The organism is Hominiventricola aquisgranensis (assembly GCF_040096225.1).
GTDB lineage: Bacteria > Bacillota > Clostridia > Lachnospirales > Lachnospiraceae > Hominiventricola > Hominiventricola aquisgranensis.
In genome coordinates, this window is the sequence record NZ_JBBMFC010000002.1 from 127997 (window position 1) to 145504 (window position 17508).

Here is a 17508-nt window from a genome sequence, read left to right on the forward strand (position 1 = left end):
TGATTACCCCCATCCGCGCCCTTACCGGCGGTCAGGGTGGGGGTATTTCCGCGCATGAGATTTTATGCGTATGTCCCATTGCGAAAGAAAGGAGCAAGCATTTTGAATAAGAAACAGATTCTTCGACGAATCATGCAGATTGTGATTGTGCTGGTCGGTATCAGTTTTGTAACATTTTTACTTACGTATCTGTCTCCCGGTGATCCGGTCCGTAACATGTTCTCCGCTACCGGTGTCATGCCAACGGAAGAACTGGTACAGCAGACCAGAGACGAGATGGGTCTGAACGATCCTTTTTTCACCCAATATTTCCGCTGGCTGTTTAACTGTCTTCATGGTAATTTTGGAAAATCCTACAGTCTGAACAAGCCGGTTGTAGAGCTTCTGGCAGCTCGTGTCCTTCCGACTCTGAAACTGACACTCATGTCATTGATCCTGATGCTGATCATGGCGGTACCGCTTGGCGTTGTATCTGCATTACATAAAGATGGAATTGCTGATTATATTTGCAGAGCACTTACCTTTGTGGGATGTGCCATGCCGAACTTCTGGGTAGGCCTGCTTCTGATGCTGCTCTTGTGTGTTAAGATTCAGATATTCCCGGTTATCGCATCAGGAGGCGATTTTAAGAGCCTGTTCCTTCCAGCACTTACCCTTGCAATTGCAATGGCTTCCAAATACACCCGACAGGTGCGTACTGCGGTCCTGGAAGAGTTAAGCCAGGATTATGTGATCGGAGCAGAAGCCAGAGGCGTGAAACGGTCCACCATTATCTGGAAAAATGTATTCCCCAATGCACTGCTTCCTTTGATCACCATGTTAGGTCTCTCCGTCGGTAGCCTTCTTGGAGGTACCAGTGTGGTAGAGGTTATTTTCTCTTATCCTGGACTTGGCAACCTGGCCGTGACAGCCATTACATCCAGCGACTATAACCTGATCCAGGGTTATGTACTGTGGATGGCATTGATCTACATGGTCATTAACCTGATCGTAGATGCATCCTATGTATACATTGATCCGCGTATGCGTTTGAAGAGGTAAGAAGATGAAAAAGACGTTAAAATTTCTCAAAGAACATAAGCAGTTTACCTTTTTTGGAATTCTTGCCATTCTGATCATTCTTGCAGCAATCTTTGCACCGCTGCTGACCGGTGGTGTGGATCCATTGAAGGGCTCGCTGACAGAAGCGCTGGAAGCACCCAGTAAGGAACATATCTTTGGAACAGATAAAATGGGCCGTGATATTTATGCCCGTGTGATCTATGGAGCCCGTGCATCTTTGACCTCTACATTCGGTGTGGTCGTGCTGATCTTCCTGGTGGGAAGTGTGGTAGGAGTCATCGCCGGATACTTTGGCGGAAAAATCGATGCAGTTCTTATGCGTATTGCAGACATGATGCTGGCTTTCCCAGGCCTTGTTCTGGCTCTGGCAGTGGCAGGTATCATGGGTGCAAGTATCCGCAATGCGATCATCGCAATTGTTGCTGTAAACTGGACCAAATATGCCCGTCTGGCGCGAAGCCTGGTTATGAAGATCCGTGACCGCGATTATGTATCTGCTGCCATCGTGACCGGATCCCAGACCCCGTATATGCTGCTTCGTTACATGCTGCCAAATGCGCTGCCAACACTGATCATTACGGCAGCGACGGATGTAGGAGGTATGATGCTGGAGATCGCCGCACTGTCCTTCCTGGGATTTGGTGCAAAGCCGCCTACACCGGAATGGGGCTATATGCTGAATGAAGGCCGTGCCTGTATGCAGTCCGCACCATGGATGATGCTGTATCCTGGTCTTGCTATTTTCTTAGTAGTTGTTGTATTTAACATGCTGGGAGATTCTATCCGTGATATCCTGGATCCGAGAGCAGAGTAAGGAGGTAGGAAGATGCTGAAAATTGATAATATTACGATCGCATATAAAGATGTTCCTACTGTCATGGATTTTAGTCTCCATATGGCTCAGGGGCAGATCGTCAGCCTGGTAGGAGAGAGCGGAAGCGGTAAGACCACCGTGATCCGTGCGGTGTTAGGGCTTCTTGCCGGAGGCGGTAAAGTAACCAAAGGAGATATTCTTTTTAACGGAACATCTCTGTTATCCAATACAACGGAGCAGTGGAGAAATCTGCGTGGAAGTGAGATTTCCATGATCTTCCAGGACAGCGGAGCCATGATGAACCCAACCCGCAGGATTGGATCTGTATTTACAGAATATCTGCAGACACATGAGAAAATATCAAAGAAAGACGCATGGATCAAGGGTGAAGAGATGCTTGGCAAGATGCGTCTTCCAAGTCCGGATAATATTATGAAATCTTATCCGTTCCAGCTGTCTGGCGGTATGCGTCAGAGAGTAGGAATTGCCATGGGTATGACCTATCAGCCAAAGCTTCTGCTGGCAGATGAGCCGACCAGTGCACTGGACGTAACCACACAGGCACAGATTGTTCGTCAGATGATGGAATTAAGAGATGACTATGGAACCGGTATTATCGTTGTTACCCATAACCTTGGTGTGGCAGCGTATATGTCTGATTATATTGTGGTTATGAAGGATGGACGGATTGAAGACCAGGGAGACCGGGATCATATCCTGCATCACTCGGAAAATGAATACACCCGCAAGCTGTTAAGTGCGGTACCTTCTATGGGAGGGAAATCTTATGTTTGAACATGATGAAATAATTTTGGAAGCAAAACATGTCACCAGACGGTTTCCAGCATCAGATGGAAGGACGCTGGTAGCCAATGATGATATTAACCTGAAATTTTATAAAGGAAAGACATTAGGATTGGTAGGAGAATCCGGCTGCGGAAAATCCACATTTATGCGTTTTCTGGTGTCTCTGGATACTCCTTCTGAGGGAGAGATTCTTTATCGTGGAAAAGATATTACCAAACTGAAGGGAGAGGAACTGCGTCAGAACCGTCAGAACATTCAGATGGTATTCCAGGATCCGACCTCTTCGTTTAATCCGAAAATGAAGATCCGGGATATTGTATGTGAACCGCTTCTGAATTTTAACCGGATCAGGAAGAATGAGAAGGATGCAGCCTGCCGTCGTCTTCTGGAGATGGTGGAGCTTCCGGGAGATTTTGCAGACCGTTATCCTCATAACATGTCCGGTGGGCAGCGCCAGCGTGTGGCAATTGCCCGTGCATTGGCTCTGGAACCGGAGATTCTGATCCTGGATGAGGCAACTTCTGCACTGGATGTATCCGTACAGCAGACGATTATCGAACTGATTGTAAAGCTTCAGAAGGAAAAAAATATTACCATCGGATTTATCTGCCATGATATTTCCTTGATCCAGTCCTGCTCCCATGAAGTAGCGGTGATGTATCTTGGAAATGTAGTGGAAGTGCTGCCTGCAGAATATCTGGCAGAGCATGCAGTTCATCCTTATACGAGGGCATTGATTGGATCCATCTTTGATATTGGAATGGATTTCTCCAAACCGATCGAGGAAATCAAAGGAGAAGCTCCCAGTCCGCTGGATGTGCCTACAGGATGCCCGTTCCGGGGTCGCTGCCCGAAAGCAACTGAAAAATGTGCGGCAGAAAAACCGAAACTCCATCAGATCGGAGCGGACCATGAGGTGGCTTGTCATCTGTTTGACAAGGAGGATAAATAGAAGTGAAGAAACTGAAAAAAATCATTGTATTACTGTTAGCACTGAGTATGGTGTTAGCTATGGTTTCTTGCGCGAAAAAGCAGGAAGAAGAGGAAGAGGCACACATCCATAAGATCGGCGTCGTAGTCTATGACCTGAAAGATGAGCAGGTACAGGCATTCCGGGAGTATCTGGAGGGCTATATCGGGAAAAATTTCTCAGATGTGGATTTCCTGTACTCTGCAGAAGTGACCACAGAGGAGCAGGAGATGCAGTTTCTGAACGATGCAATTGCAGCGGGCGTAGAAGGCATTATGGCATTCAACAGCTTTGACCTGGAAAAGGAAGTGGAGCTGTGCGCAGAGAACGGAGTGTATTTTATCCGTCCGTCCAGTACAACAGATCCGGAAACCTTTGATAAAGTAGCAAACAACCCTTATTTCCTTGGCTATTTTGGACCGGGAAGTGAGATAGAATATGAGGCTGGATATGACATGGGTGCTTATTTGGCAGACGAACAGATGTCTGACAGCTATTTTCTGTTAAGCGGAGGAGCAGGCACCAATGTGATGCATGAACAGCGTGCGGAAGGAATGTTGGATGCTCTGCAGGAAGCTTATGGTGTACAGTTTGAGCAGAGCAGTGCTGAACTTGCATCCGCTTCTGAACCGGTAAGTGTAGAAGCCGGAAACTTAAAAGTAACCGTATTCCCTGGCTATATCGGAGTGCCGGATGTGGGTGAGAAGGCTGTTGCAGAGTTTGAAAAAGATCCGGCTGGTGTTGTTATGAGTACGATTCCGGTACAGGCCATTGCAGATTCTCTGGGAGATGCAAGCCTTGGAACTGTTGACTGTTATACGGAAACCAATGGAGAACTCTTTAAAAACGGTAATCTGAAATATCTGTGTGGTAAATATGAATCTATCATTGGACCGGCCTTTGCAGCTATGTATAATGCAGTGACCGGTTACAGCGAAGATTTCCGTGAGGATGAAAAAGCATTTGCCATTCAGCAGGGCTTCTGGACTTCCACCAATTATCAGGATTTCCAGAAAAAATATGAACTGTCTTCTGGTATTACTCTGAATGCATACAGCTATGAAGACCTTCTGGACGTGTGTAAAGCGCATAATCCGGAGGCAAACTTAAATGATCTGAAGGAACTTGCAGGCGCGTGGGATTTTGATTCCGCAGTCCAGAGAAGGAAATAATATGGAAAAACACACACTGACAAAAGGAAATGTAAGCAAAGGAATTCTGCTGTTTGTGCTTCCAATCATTGCAGGAAGTCTGATCCAACAGCTATATGTGACCATTGACGCAGTGGTGGTGGGACAGTTCACAGGAAAGCTTGGTCTGGCAGCTATTGATTCCGTGCATACATTGTTCAAGTTCCCCCTGAATTTCATGAATGGTCTGGCAACGGGTGCAACAATTCTGATTTCCGGACATTGCGGATCCGGGGACAAGCGCCAGATGCATTGTTCCATCCGTACCGCTTGTACGGTGGCAGTGATTCTGGGAGTGGTCTGCTCTGTGGGCGGAGTAATTCTGACTCCATGGATGTTGCAGATCATGTCTGTGCCGGATGAAGTTTATGGACGGGCATTTGTCTATACTACCATTTATTTTGGTGGTATCTGGTCCATGATCCTTTATAACATGACGGCTGGAATCTTAAGAGCCTATGGCGATTCTAAGAGACCGCTGTATGTGCTGGTCTGCTGTGCAGTAATCAATATTTTGGGAGATTTATTGCTGGTAGGTGTGTTGGATATGGGAGTTGCCGGCGCAGCACTGGCAACCGTATTTTCACAGATCGTCAGCGTGGTTGTTATCTTTTCTATGTTAAAAAAGGTTCTTCATGTGGAAAAAGGGGAGAAGGCTCTCTGGTGGCCTCATTTTTGCAAAGAACATATGCAGCAGATGCTGCAAATGGGGTTTCCGCTGGCATTGCAGTCGATGCTGTTCCCCATTGCAAATACCATTGTACAGGCGGGTGTCAATACGATGGGTACTGATCAGATTGCAGCATGGGGTATCTGTGACAAGCTGAATATGCTGATCTGGCTGTTGTCTGACTCCATGGGTCCGGCTCTGACAACCTTTACCGCGCAGAACCTGGGAGCAAAGAATAAGGAACGGATCAGAAAAGGTGTGTTCGTTGGTACAGCTATGTCTGCTGGAGCTGTCATTATGGTGAGTATCATTCTGTTCGTTGGCGCAGCTTTTATGACACCTTGGTTTGTGTCCGCACAGGATGCAGCTACTTTAGCACCTCTGGTTGGTGCTTATGCCAGGATGATGGCGCCGTTTTTCCTGTTTTATGCTATCACAGAGGCTCTGTCGGGAGCCTGCTGTGGCACGGGAGATACGATCAGACCGATGATCACCACATTGATATCTATCTGTCTGCTGCGTGTGATTGGTGTGTTATTCATTCTTCCTGTATATGAAACTATGGAATGCATCGTAGTGATCTACATTGCTTCCTGGATTGCCGCCGGTATAGCATTCCTGGGACTGTGGAAATGGAACAGCTCAAAGCTGTAATATTCCAAAATGTAATAAAGACATAATAAAACGGTATGTTTAGATATCCCCCACGGTGGGTTGTGGAAGGTAGAATCCCTCTGTTATAGTAAAGAAGGTCTTTACTATGTCAGAGGGATTTTTTCGTAGTATGGCACAAACATAATCATAAGGGAGATATAGAAATATGAAGAAGCTTAACAAAGTAATCTGTCTGTCACTGAGTGCGATGATGCTGGCAGCAGCGATCAGCGGATGTGGTGCGAAGGAGACGACAGATGCAGTACAGAATGAGACCACAGGGGAGACTGCTCCGGCTGGTGAAATGTCCAGAGACAATACCATGATCTATGGTGCAGAGTTCATGGTGGAGAAGTTCAATCCAATCTTAGGATCCGAGTATTGTGATGCCATGATTTTCAGAGGCCTGATGAAAACGGATGTAGATTGTCAGCCACAGTGTGATATAGCAACCGATTATGAGATCAGTGATGATCTGCTGACATATACCTTCAATATTCGTGATGATGTAAAATTCCACGATGGAACAACATTGACAGCGGACGATGTTGTATTTACAATCAGCAGCATTCTGGATGAGAATGTGAACTCTTCGATCCGTTCGGATTTTCTCCTTGTAGATAAAGTGGAAAAACTGAGCGATACTTCACTGAGTATTACATTAAAAGAACCGTTCCCGGCTTTGCTTGATAAGCTGACAGTGGGAATTGTTCCGGAGCATTGCTTCGAAGGACAGGATATCAATACCGCTGATTTTAATGTGAATCCGGTTGGCTGCGGACCGTATAAGCTGGTATCTTTAGAAGCAGGTACAAAGTGTACCATGACCAGATTTGATGATTACTATGGAGATAAGGCACAGATTGAGAATATTATCTACCTATATCTGCCGGATTACAATACAAGAGCACTGCAGCTTAAAAACAACGAGATCGACTTTACATTTGTAGAGCCCAGTCAGGTCAAAGAGCTGGAAGCTGATGAGAACTTAGATGTTTATGTGATCGGATCCGCAGATTACCGTTGTGTTATGTATAATTTCCAGGTATGTGATCTGTTTGAGGATGTAAGAGTTCGTCAGGCACTGAATTATGCAACAGATGGTCAGGCAGTTGTAGATGCGATTGCTCATGGTTATGGTCAGATTGCTTATTCACCGCTGCAGAAGAATAAATTCAACTGTGAAGATATAGTGAAATATGATTATGATCCGGAGAAGGCAGCAGCACTTCTGAAAGAGGCTGGTTGGGCTGATACCGATGGAGATGGAATCCTTGATAAAGATGGTGAGAAGCTTTCCTTTACCCTTACCGCTCCGGTTGATGATGAGGTTCGTGTGAATATTGGAACTTATCTGTCATCTGAATGGAAAAAACTGGGTGTAGATTGTACCTTGTCAGCTCTTGGATGGGATGCCATCGACATTACGAAATGTGAGTCATTCCTGCTTGGATGGGGAAGTCCGTTTGATGCAGACAATGATACTTATCGTCTCTTTACAACCGGAAGCGCAGATAACTATGGATTCTACAGTAACGAAACGGTTGATAAGGCTCTGTCTGAGGCTCGTACAAAGACAGAAGATGCAGACAGAGCAGCATGTTATGCAGAATTCCAGAAAGCATTTGCGGAAGATCCGGCATATGATCTTATCTGTTATCTGGATGCCTTGTATGCAGGAAACAAACGGATCAGTGGACCGACAGATAAGGTACTTGGACATCATGGAGCAGGTATCTTCTGGAACATTGAAGACTGGACAATTTCTGAATAAATGTGGGTTTGATGTAGAATGAAACGATATGTTTTGAAAAGACTGATTCAAAGCATTGTGGTTATGTTTATCATGAGCATCTGCTCATTTGCACTTATAAATGCGGCACCGGGTGAACCGGCTGCCGCAATTTATGGTGGTCAGATGGATAAACTGACACAGGCCGAAAAAGACAGAATCAATGAGAATCTGGGACTGGATCAGCCAGTCATCATAAGGTATGGCAACTGGCTGGCAGAAGTGTCTCACGGTAATTTTGGATATTCGTATGCAAACGGGCAAAATGTTGGAAAGATGATCAAGGAGCGTATGCCGAACACGATGACATTATTTTTGTCTTCTTTTGTGTTGACAGTTATCCTGTCTATTGCGGTCGGACTTTTTGCGGGTTTGCATCCGGATTCTATGATAGACAGAGTGATCACGATCATCAGTATTACGCTGAATGGAATCCCCAGTGTGCTGGTAGGTATCATTTTGATTCTTTTGTTTTCGGTAGTGCTCGGCTGGCTGCCATCTTCCGGTGTAACATCCATGTTTTCTGATACATTGAAGGATCGAATCATTCATCTGATCTTGCCGACGGTGACGGTTATGTTCAGCCACATTGGTTCTTTTTCCCGTTTTATACAAGAAGGAATGAAAGAAGAACTGGACAGCTATTATGTGTATGTGGCAAGAGCCAATCATATGTCGAAATGGGATATTTATCGAGGTGCCATGAAAAATGCACTGGTTCCATTTGTAAACTATGTGGGAACCCATGTACCGTCATTTTTTTCCGGATTTGTTGTAATTGAGACGGTATTTGCATATCCGGGGCTCGGAAATATGATCGTAAATGCAATCCCGGTAAAGGATTATCCTGTATTGATGGGAGGAATTCTTGTAACGGGAATCGTTGTCATTATATCCATGCTTCTGGTAGATCTCATTGATCTGGCATTGAATCCAAAACTTCGGAAGGCGGTGACCAGATGAAAAAGAAGGTAAGAAAGAATAGTTTCTGGGTACTATTGTTTCTGGTAATCGTACTGTTGTGCATGACAGCACCGCTATATGCGGTATATTCTCCTACGGAAGTAGATCTTGGCAGTGTGCTGCAAAAACCGGATATAGTACACTGGTTTGGAACAGACAGTTCAGGAAGAGATGTATTTACGCGTACCATGTACGGCGGAATGGTATCACTGGCAGTGGCGGCAAGCAGCAGTCTGTGTGCACTGTTGTTTGGAATCGTATATGGAGGAATCAGCGGTTATGTGGGCGGAAGACTGGATACGACCATGATGAGGATCGTTGATATTGCATATGCCATGCCTTCTACCATTGTTGCACTGGCATTTCAGATGGTATTTCCAAACAAAATTCTGGGTCTGGTCATCGTTATGAGTCTTACCAGCTGGATGACCATGGCACGTGTGATCCGGGCTCGTTTTCTGGAGTTGAAAAAAGAAAATTATATTATTCTGGCAGAAGGATTCAATATTCCACGGCATGTGATCCTGTTTAATCATATGGTACGCAATTCCTTTTCCAGCATTATCATTATTGCGACCTTTACCTTTGCCAGTGCCATTGTAACAGAAACATCATTGAGTTATCTTGGCGTGGGGATTCCTATTGGAATTCCATCCTGGGGAAACATGATTAACGGAATCCAGAGTTATGTACTCAATGGAAAGTGGTGGATCGTGCTGCCTCCGGGGGTAATGATCATCCTCAGTTCCATCTGTGTGAACTATGTGGGTGAGTACCTGAAAGAAAAATATGTGTCCTGAGGTTAAACAAATGAATGACAAAACTATAAAGAAGAATATTACCAGATTATGGAACCAGGCATACATCAATTATGATGATTGTTATGCCCATGGCCTGAAAAGCGAAGGGGAAAAAAAGGAATGGCTGAGATTTTTGCGCAAAGTGATCGGAAAACAGCCATGCAGTATATTGGATGTGGGAGCTGGAACCGGATTTGTCAGTCTGCTTTTAGCAGAGCTTGGTCATACCTGTAAAGGCATTGATCTGTCGGAAAATATGCTTTCTAAGGCAAAAGAAAAGGCAGAAAAAGCTGGATTTCACAATGTGACATTTGCAATAGGTGATGCGGAAGACACCAAAGAACCAGCCAAACAGTATGATGTGGTGATCAATCGCCATCTGGTGTGGACCTTGCCCCATCCGGAAAAAGCGATCAAAGAATGGAAGCGGGTATTAAAGCCGGGGGGAAGACTGGTGATCATGGAAGGTAACTGGCACTATAACCGTCTGTCAGACCGGATTCAGGTGTTCCTCGGTAAATGTCTGATCACGTTGGTGGAGCACAGAAATGCATTTTCCAATGATGGTGATTATGATAAAGACACGAAAGAAGAGCTTCCGATGATGAAGAGCAGAAATGCCAGACGTCTTGGCCAGATGGTACAGAATGCAGGACTGAAAGTGACTGTGATCCCCATGACAGAGGTGGACCGGGCAGAGAAACAGGCAATGCCTCTCAGATATCGTCTGTTGAACCCACATAAACGGATCACAGTGATTGGTGTGAAGGAATAGCAATATGGAGAACATATTAGAAGTAGAAGATCTGGGGATCATGATCGATGGGGAGAAGATCGTCAAAGACATTTCTTTTTTTGTACATGATCAGCATATTACTTGTATTGTAGGCGAAAGCGGAAGCGGTAAAAGTATAACCATGTCAGCTGTTCTAGGGTTGCTTCCGAAGGTGGCTTGTAAGACAAAGGAAAGTAAGATCATGTTTCATGGAGATTCCATGTTCTGCATCTACCAGGATCCGATGAACTCGTTGAATTCGTCTGTGAAAGTAGGCAAACAGCTGTATCAGATGGCAAAAGGGTATAAAAAAATGACCCGGACAGAATTTGATCAGCAAATGGGAATCATATTGGAACGAATCAAATTTGAAGACCCAATGCGGACACTGAACAAGTATCCCTTTGAATTATCTGGTGGAATGCTGCAGCGTCTCATGATCGCCTGTGCAATTCTGGTAACGCCATCGTTGATCATTGCGGATGAACCGACCACCGCTCTGGATGTGAGTATACAGAAGGAGATCATGCGGGAATTTCGTGCGATCAACAGAGAATATCAGACGGCTATCCTGGTCGTGACCCATGATTTTGGAGTGGTAGCGGAACTGGCAGATGATGTGATCGTGATGCATGACGGCGAGATCGTAGAAAAAGGAAGAGTCCTTGATCTGTTCGATTCGCCGCAGGAGGAATACACAAAGAGGCTTTTAAAAGCCAGTTTTGAGGGGGCAGAAAATTGCAGTTAGATGTTTTAGATGTGAACAAATCTTATGGAAAAGAATCTATTCTTCATCACATTGAGTTTTCGGTAGGCTCTGGTGAGATCGTTGGACTGGTAGGGGAGAGCGGATGCGGAAAAAGTACACTGGCACGATTGCTGTGCTGCTATGAGAAGCCGGATAGTGGAAAGATCCTGTTTTGCGGAGAAGATACTGCCGGATTTGGAAAAAAAGAACGGCAGCAGTTTCGGCGCAGTGTGCAGATGATCCTGCAGGACAGTCTGTCATCTCTGGATCCTAAAATGTCTGTGGGACAGACCTTGCATGAGACCTTAAAATACAATGGAGTTTCAGATGTGACTCAGAGAGAGGATAAGATCAGGAAAACGCTGGAGATAGTGCTGCTGCCTGCCGATCTTCTTGAAAAACGCCCTTCACAGCTAAGTGGAGGTGAGCGTCAGAGGATCAGTATCTGCAGGGCATTGCTGGTAGATCCTCAACTGCTGATCTGTGATGAAATCACTTCAAGCCTGGATGTGATCACCCGATATCATCTGCTGGGAGAACTGAAGCGTCTGAATAAGGAAAAAGATCTTCCGATGGTGTTTATTTCTCATGATCTGAAATCTGTGAAAAGTATCAGCGACCGAATCCTTGTCATGTACCAGGGGAGAATCGTAGAGGAATTGAAAAAAGAAGACGGATTTCGTTATGAACATCTGTATACTGCGAGACTTCTGGAATCTTTGCCGATCGATCATCCATCCAAGAGAGAATCGCTGGTTCATAATTTTGAGGATGAGGTTCTGACAGCAGTATAGAGTCAGGGATAAAAAATGTTGAGATTTTCATAACAGAATGGAATGATTGGATATCCCCCACCCCCGCTTGTGAGCAGGAATGACATCTGCTAAAGTATAGGACAGAGGAAAGGAAAGCCTCAAAAGTCTCCTATAAAATCCATATAAAGAATACTTTATCAATGAAAACAGCTGCTTTGGGAAGCAGCTGTTTTCATGTTCAGATCATTGATCAAAAGACAGAAACACATATATGATATAACAAAATGGAATGGGTATATACATAAAATGGAATATATCAATAACCCCCCTGAGGGGTTATGAAGAAAATTGCAAGTTGTTATAATGTATATATTTGAAACTAAGAGGTAGTGTTACAGATGAAAACATATGTATTAAGAAGATTGTTCCAGCTTCTGCCGATTCTTCTGGCAATTACATTTTTGTCTTTTGGCATGATGAGGATTGCCGGGAGCGATGTGGTGGAGCAGAAGATGGAAAATACAGGCAGTGATATTTCACAGGAAGTGGTGGATGCAGCCAGAGAGGAGCTTGGGCTGGACAAACCATTTTTGACACAGTATGTGGTCTGGCTTGGCGGAATCCTGCGAGGAGACATGGGAACCAGTTATGTATCCGGTAAACCAGTGTTCTCTACGTTTATTTCCAAGCTTCCGGCAACATTGCTTTTGACAGCCACATCTATTCTGTTGACGATCCTCATATCTATTCCACTGGGAATCCTGGCAGCAGTTTATCAGAATCATGTTTCGGATTATCTTATACGGACGTTTAGTTTTATCGGAAATAGTCTTCCAAACTTTTTCGTATCGCTTTTATTGATGTATCTGTTTGCTATTCGGCTTGGATGGTTTCCGGTCATTGCAACGGGTGTCAGTCTGAAGAGCGTTGCTATGCCAGCGATTACACTGGCTATTGCCATGAGTGCAAAGTATCTTCGTCAGGTAAGAGCAACGGTGTTGGATGAATTAAGCAAGGATTATGTGGTTGGTGCGAAAGCAAGAGGTATCAAATTTTCCAGAACATTGTGGGGGAGTGTGATGAAAGCTTCCCTGGTGACGATCATGACGCTTCTGATGCTGTCGGTGGGAAGTCTTCTTGGAGGAACTGCCATTGTAGAATCCATCTTTATGTGGGATGGCGTGGGAAAGATGGCGGTGGATGCTATCAGCATGCGTGATTATCCCATTATACAGGCCTATGTCATGTGGATGGCGATCATTTATGTGGCAGTCAATCTCCTGACCGATATTTCTTATCGATTTCTGGATCCAAGGATCCGTCTGGGAGGTGATAAGGAATGAATCAGGAGCAACAAGTAACTGTCCGTATCCAGAAAGTGAAGAAGAACCGGATCTGGATGAAATTGATTGTATTTGCAGGATTGGCAGCAGCACTACTGCTGATTACGATTTTTGCAAAGTATATCTGTCCCTATGATCCTTATGCACAGGATCTGACGCAGGCCATGCAGCCGCCCAGTGCAGCTCATCTGATGGGAACCGATACTTATGGTCGGGATATGCTGTCCCGTGTTCTGATCGGAGCACAGACCAGTATTTCGTCCACGTTTGCGCTGGTAGCGATCATTACCGTATTTGGAACGGTAGTTGGAATTTTCTGTGGTTATTATGGTGGAATTGTTGATTCCGTGATGATGAGAATTTCAGATGTGTGTCTGGCATTTCCGGGTCTTGTATTTGCTATGACAGTTGCGGCTATCCTGGACGGAGGAGTCAGGAATGCGGTTATCGCACTGGCTTTGATCAGCTGGCCCAAATATTCCAGAATTGCAAGAGGACAGACATTATCCATAAAAAATCTGCCGTATATGCAGGCTTCCCAGTTGGCTGGAGATTCAGTTTTACAAATGATTTTCCGACATGTACTTCCGAATATCGCAGGACCGATCCTGGTTACTTCTATGCTGGATATTGGTACCATGATGATGGAGATTGCAGGATTATCGTTTTTGGGGTTGGGAGCCCAGCCTCCGGTGGCAGAGTGGGGAAGCATGATGAGCAGTGGCAGGAGCATGCTGCAGACCTATCCATGGATCGTATTATCTCCGGGATTGGCCATCTTTGTATCAGTTGTGATATTTAACCTTCTGGGTGATACGATCCGTGATTATATGGATCCGAAGAACACTCGTTCAAGGTAGATATAAATAAAAGCAGGGAGTAAAAATATGAAAAAGAGAACAGGAAAAATTCTTGCATTACTGCTGTCACTGACTATGGTGGCAGGTGCCATGGCAGGCTGTGGTTCAGAAAAGGCTGACAGTACAAGTGGTACACAGACAGAGGCAACAACCAGTGCAGATACAGCTGGTAAGAAAACATTTGTCTTTGGAGATACCACCTTCAATGCAGAAAATGAGGAATCCAACATTGATCCGCACAGCGCATACTGCGGATGGGCATGTATACGTTATGGCGTTGGAGAAACTTTGATGAAGATCAATGACTCCATGCAGCTGGAGCCATGGATCGCAGAAGGATATGAGCTGGTAGATGATCTTACCTGGAAGATTACACTGAAAGATGGAGTGTGCTTTTCCAATGGAAAGTCCTGTGATGCAGAAGCAGTAAAGAAATGTCTGGAAGATCTGGTTGCAGTGCATGAGCGTGCAGCAGGAGATCTGAAGATTGATTCTATGGAAGCGGATGGTCTGGTGCTGACGATCCACACAACGGAAGCATGTCCAAGCCTTATGAACTATCTCTCTGAGCCTTATGGCTGTATTATCGATATGGATGAGGGTGTGACCGAGGATGGAATCGTGGTAGGCACCGGTCCTTTTGTGGCAACGGAGCTGGTGACCGATGATCATCTGAATCTTGTGAAAAATGAGAATTACTGGGATGGAAATGTGAATGTAGATGAGATTACGGTCCGCACCATCTCCGATGGCGATACTCTGGCCCTGGCACTTCAGTCAGGGGAGATCAATGCGGCATATGGTATGGCATATGCAAGCTATCCGGTCTTTGAAAATGATAATTACCAGTTTACCAGTGTACAGACCAGTCGTTCCTTCTACGTACAGATGAATTACGCATCTCCGGTTGTGGCAGATGATGCAGTCCGTGAAGCCATTGCCATGGGTATTGATAAAGAATCCTTCGTCAATGTGCTTCTGAATGGATATGGATATGTGGCAACTGGTGCTTTCCCTGATACAGTAGATTTTGGAGGTTCTGCACTGCATGCAAAAACCTATGATCCAGAAGGCGCAAAAGAGGTTCTGGAGGCAGCAGGCTGGAAGGACAGCGACGGTGATGGTATTCGTGAAAAAGATGGACAGAAGCTGACGATTAAATGGCTGACCTATCCGAGCCGTCAGGAGCTTCCGCTGCTTGCTGAAGCTGCTCAGAGTACTTTAAAAGAAATCGGTATGGATGTACAGATCAATGCAACTGCAGATCATAACTCCATCTGGAAAGATACTTCTGCCTGGGATGTCTATGTAGGAGCGAACGTGAACTGTGGTCTGGGAGATCCGACGAACTTCTTCTCCACACATTGTCTGGATGCATCCACCAAGAACCGTGGACAGTATCACAGTGACAAGCTGGAAGAGCTGGCAGTGCAGCTGAACAGCACTTTCGATACAACCGAGAGAAACCAGATCGCAATCGAGATGCAGCAGCAACTTCTGGATGACAATGCGTTTGTATTTTGCTCTTTCCTGAAGATGAGCATGATCAGTCAGGCAAATGTGACAGGGCTTACCGCACATGCATGCGATTATTATGAGCTGACAGCAGATCTGGATATCAACTAAGTTGTATGAATTTTGATAACGATTCAGAGTCTTGTGCATTAGACTCTGAATCATTACTGTTTAGGAGCATAGAATGGGTGACACATTATTGAATTATGATTCTGTGGAGATCTCTTTTAATGGAACTCCTGTGGTCCATAATATTTCCTTTTCGCTTCGACCAGGCGAAATTCTCGGACTGGTAGGCGAATCTGGAAGCGGAAAAAGTACGTTGATCAAGGCCGCCATGGGATTGCTGGGTGACAACGGGCTTGTGACCAAGGGAGATATCACATATAAGAGGAAAAACCTTGTGGATATGCCGGAGCATGAGCTTCGGTCTATCCGTGGTGCAGAGATTGGGATGATCTTTCAGGATGCAGGTGCTTCTCTCTGTCCGATCAGGACCATTGGAAGTCAGATCTATGAAAGTATGAAAGCACACGGAAAAATCACAAGGGCGGATGCAAAGATGCGAGCCATGGAGCTTCTGTCAAAACTGAATTTCAAAGAGCCGGAGAGGGTCTGGGACAGCTATCCTTTTGAAATGTCCGGCGGCATGAATCAGCGTGCAGGTATCGCCATTTCCATGCTGATGAATCCACCGGTATTGTTTGCTGATGAGCCGACCAGTGCACTGGATGTGGCAGTCCAGCGACAGGTGGTGCAGGAAATGCTTCATGTCCGAGAGCTTTTCGGAACGGCGATCATCATCGTAACCCATGATATCGGTGTGGTGTCAGCCATGGCAGATACGGTGCTGGTTTTACAGAATGGCAATAAGATGGAATACGGACCGGTGAAAGAGGTGCTGGAACATCCACAGAATGTATATACGAAAGAACTGCTTTCGGCAGTGCCGAAGCTTAGAAGGAGCCAGAACTAAGATGGAGCCAATATTACAGGTAAATCACTTAAAAAAAGTATTTCATCAACGTGGGAAACGGGATATTGCAGCAGTAAATGATGTAAGCTTTTGTCTGTATCCAGGAGAAATTCTTGGAATTGTGGGTGAATCTGGAAGCGGAAAGAGTACAGTTGCAAAGCTGATCACAAGGCTGGAAGATGTGACAGATGGGCAGATCGTTCTGGATGGACAGGATATTACACATTTAAAAGGTTCAGTGCTGAAGGAAACCTATGGTAAGATTCAGATGGTTTTTCAGAATCCGGTCGGTTCTTTTGATCCAAGAAGGACGTTGGGCGATGGCATTGGAGAAAGTCTGAAAAATAAAGGGGTTTCCAAAGCAGAGATTCGAGCAAAAGTGGCTGAATTGCTGGAACAGTGTGGCCTGGAACCTGAATATATGGACCGATATCCCCATCAGGTCAGCGGTGGGCAGTGTCAGAGAGCTGCCATTGCCAGAGCACTGGCGGTGGATCCGAAAGTGATCATCTGTGATGAGGCGACCAGTGCACTGGATGTGACGGTTCAGAAGCGAGTGATTGATCTGCTTCAGAATTTACAGGAAAATAAGAATCTGTCCTATGTCTTTATCTGCCATAACCTGGCACTGGTCCAGCAGTTCTGTGACCGTGTCATCGTTATGAAGGATGGACGGGTCGTGGAAGAAGGAATCCCTGACGAAGTGATCCAGAATCCCAAGGAAGAATATACAAAGATGTTGGTGGAGTCGGTATTTTAGCAGATGTTTCTTAAAAATCCATAAAATCAGTTGACAAATAGTAGTATTTTTTAT

17 protein-coding genes are annotated in these 17508 nt (G+C 45.2%); all 17 read left to right on the forward strand.

The features are described 5' to 3' along the window. Positions 1 to 102: 102 nt before the first annotated feature. The 17 genes from nikB (WMO62_RS01645) to WMO62_RS01725 all read left to right on the forward strand — a co-directional run bounded on the left by nikB (WMO62_RS01645) (position 103) and on the right by WMO62_RS01725 (position 17454). A complete protein-coding gene (nikB, locus tag WMO62_RS01645; RefSeq protein WP_118438736.1) occupies positions 103 to 1041 on the forward strand; it encodes a nickel ABC transporter permease in 939 nt (312 codons plus the stop codon). Positions 1042 to 1045: 4 nt separating this feature from the next. Beyond that, on the forward strand, positions 1046 to 1876 hold the full coding sequence (gene nikC, locus WMO62_RS01650; RefSeq protein WP_117497994.1) for a nickel transporter permease: 831 nt from the start codon (positions 1046 to 1048) through the stop codon (positions 1874 to 1876). 12 nt (positions 1877 to 1888) lie between these two features. Next, positions 1889 to 2671: an ABC transporter ATP-binding protein gene (locus tag WMO62_RS01655; RefSeq protein WP_118438637.1), complete on the forward strand. Its 783-nt coding sequence runs from the start codon at positions 1889 to 1891 to the stop codon at positions 2669 to 2671. Beyond that, entirely contained in the window at positions 2664 to 3635 is a 972-nt protein-coding gene (locus tag WMO62_RS01660; RefSeq protein ID WP_118438638.1) for an ABC transporter ATP-binding protein, read from the forward strand. Before WMO62_RS01655 ends, WMO62_RS01660 begins: the two co-directional genes overlap by 8 nt. A gap of 2 nt (positions 3636 to 3637) precedes the next feature. Beyond that, positions 3638 to 4825 carry a sugar ABC transporter substrate-binding protein gene (locus WMO62_RS01665; protein ID WP_118438639.1) on the forward strand — a complete coding sequence of 396 codons (1188 nt, stop codon included), beginning with the start codon at positions 3638 to 3640 and terminating at the stop codon, positions 4823 to 4825. 1 nt (position 4826) lies between these two features. Continuing rightward, a complete protein-coding gene (locus WMO62_RS01670; protein ID WP_118438640.1) occupies positions 4827 to 6167 on the forward strand; it encodes an MATE family efflux transporter in 1341 nt (446 codons plus the stop codon). A gap of 166 nt (positions 6168 to 6333) precedes the next feature. Beyond that, a complete protein-coding gene (locus tag WMO62_RS01675) occupies positions 6334 to 7941 on the forward strand; it encodes an ABC transporter substrate-binding protein (RefSeq protein ID WP_118596252.1) in 1608 nt (535 codons plus the stop codon). Between the two features lie 18 nt (positions 7942 to 7959). Beyond that, on the forward strand, positions 7960 to 8922 hold the full coding sequence (locus tag WMO62_RS01680; protein ID WP_118438643.1) for an ABC transporter permease: 963 nt from the start codon (positions 7960 to 7962) through the stop codon (positions 8920 to 8922). Continuing rightward, complete coding sequence (locus tag WMO62_RS01685; protein ID WP_118438644.1) at positions 8919 to 9722, forward strand: ABC transporter permease; 804 nt, start codon at positions 8919 to 8921, stop codon at positions 9720 to 9722. The genes WMO62_RS01680 and WMO62_RS01685 overlap by 4 nt, the downstream gene beginning before the upstream one ends. A gap of 10 nt (positions 9723 to 9732) precedes the next feature. Next, on the forward strand, positions 9733 to 10497 hold the full coding sequence (locus tag WMO62_RS01690; RefSeq protein ID WP_118596251.1) for a class I SAM-dependent methyltransferase: 765 nt from the start codon (positions 9733 to 9735) through the stop codon (positions 10495 to 10497). Positions 10498 to 10501: 4 nt separating this feature from the next. Further along, positions 10502 to 11245 carry an ATP-binding cassette domain-containing protein gene (locus tag WMO62_RS01695; protein ID WP_118596250.1) on the forward strand — a complete coding sequence of 248 codons (744 nt, stop codon included), beginning with the start codon at positions 10502 to 10504 and terminating at the stop codon, positions 11243 to 11245. Further along, positions 11236 to 12039 carry an ABC transporter ATP-binding protein gene (locus WMO62_RS01700; protein ID WP_118438645.1) on the forward strand — a complete coding sequence of 268 codons (804 nt, stop codon included), beginning with the start codon at positions 11236 to 11238 and terminating at the stop codon, positions 12037 to 12039. Before WMO62_RS01695 ends, WMO62_RS01700 begins: the two co-directional genes overlap by 10 nt. Before the next feature lie 359 nt (positions 12040 to 12398). Further along, positions 12399 to 13343: a nickel ABC transporter permease gene (gene nikB, locus WMO62_RS01705; RefSeq protein ID WP_118438646.1), complete on the forward strand. Its 945-nt coding sequence runs from the start codon at positions 12399 to 12401 to the stop codon at positions 13341 to 13343. Further along, on the forward strand, positions 13340 to 14203 hold the full coding sequence (gene nikC / locus WMO62_RS01710; protein WP_118596249.1) for a nickel transporter permease: 864 nt from the start codon (positions 13340 to 13342) through the stop codon (positions 14201 to 14203). Before nikB (WMO62_RS01705) ends, nikC (WMO62_RS01710) begins: the two co-directional genes overlap by 4 nt. 27 nt (positions 14204 to 14230) lie before the next feature. After that, positions 14231 to 15829, forward strand: a complete 1599-nt coding sequence (locus WMO62_RS01715; protein WP_118438648.1) for an ABC transporter substrate-binding protein — start codon at positions 14231 to 14233, stop codon at positions 15827 to 15829. A gap of 73 nt (positions 15830 to 15902) precedes the next feature. After that, a complete protein-coding gene (locus WMO62_RS01720; RefSeq protein WP_118596248.1) occupies positions 15903 to 16694 on the forward strand; it encodes an ABC transporter ATP-binding protein in 792 nt (263 codons plus the stop codon). 1 nt (position 16695) lies between these two features. Next, a complete protein-coding gene (locus WMO62_RS01725) occupies positions 16696 to 17454 on the forward strand; it encodes an ABC transporter ATP-binding protein (RefSeq protein WP_118596247.1) in 759 nt (252 codons plus the stop codon). Positions 17455 to 17508 lie beyond the last annotated feature (54 nt).

Bases quoted from the DNA above. Each gene is read 5' to 3' on its own strand.
- nikC (WP_118596249.1), top strand. From the start codon at position 13,340: ATGAATCAGGAGCAACAAGTAACTGTCCGTATCCAGAAAGTGAAGAAG.
- WMO62_RS01685 (WP_118438644.1), top strand. From the start codon at position 8,919: ATGAAAAAGAAGGTAAGAAAGAATAGTTTCTGGGTACTATTGTTTCTG.
- WMO62_RS01720 (WP_118596248.1), top strand. From the start codon at position 15,903: ATGGGTGACACATTATTGAATTATGATTCTGTGGAGATCTCTTTTAAT.
- WMO62_RS01695 (WP_118596250.1), top strand. From the start codon at position 10,502: ATGGAGAACATATTAGAAGTAGAAGATCTGGGGATCATGATCGATGGG.
- WMO62_RS01660 (WP_118438638.1), top strand. From the start codon at position 2,664: ATGTTTGAACATGATGAAATAATTTTGGAAGCAAAACATGTCACCAGA.
- WMO62_RS01675 (WP_118596252.1), top strand. From the start codon at position 6,334: ATGAAGAAGCTTAACAAAGTAATCTGTCTGTCACTGAGTGCGATGATG.
- WMO62_RS01715 (WP_118438648.1), top strand. From the start codon at position 14,231: ATGAAAAAGAGAACAGGAAAAATTCTTGCATTACTGCTGTCACTGACT.
- WMO62_RS01690 (WP_118596251.1), top strand. From the start codon at position 9,733: ATGAATGACAAAACTATAAAGAAGAATATTACCAGATTATGGAACCAG.
- nikC (WP_117497994.1), top strand. From the start codon at position 1,046: ATGAAAAAGACGTTAAAATTTCTCAAAGAACATAAGCAGTTTACCTTT.
- WMO62_RS01680 (WP_118438643.1), top strand. From the start codon at position 7,960: ATGAAACGATATGTTTTGAAAAGACTGATTCAAAGCATTGTGGTTATG.
- WMO62_RS01655 (WP_118438637.1), top strand. From the start codon at position 1,889: ATGCTGAAAATTGATAATATTACGATCGCATATAAAGATGTTCCTACT.
- nikB (WP_118438646.1), top strand. From the start codon at position 12,399: ATGAAAACATATGTATTAAGAAGATTGTTCCAGCTTCTGCCGATTCTT.
- WMO62_RS01725 (WP_118596247.1), top strand. From the start codon at position 16,696: ATGGAGCCAATATTACAGGTAAATCACTTAAAAAAAGTATTTCATCAA.
- WMO62_RS01670 (WP_118438640.1), top strand. From the start codon at position 4,827: ATGGAAAAACACACACTGACAAAAGGAAATGTAAGCAAAGGAATTCTG.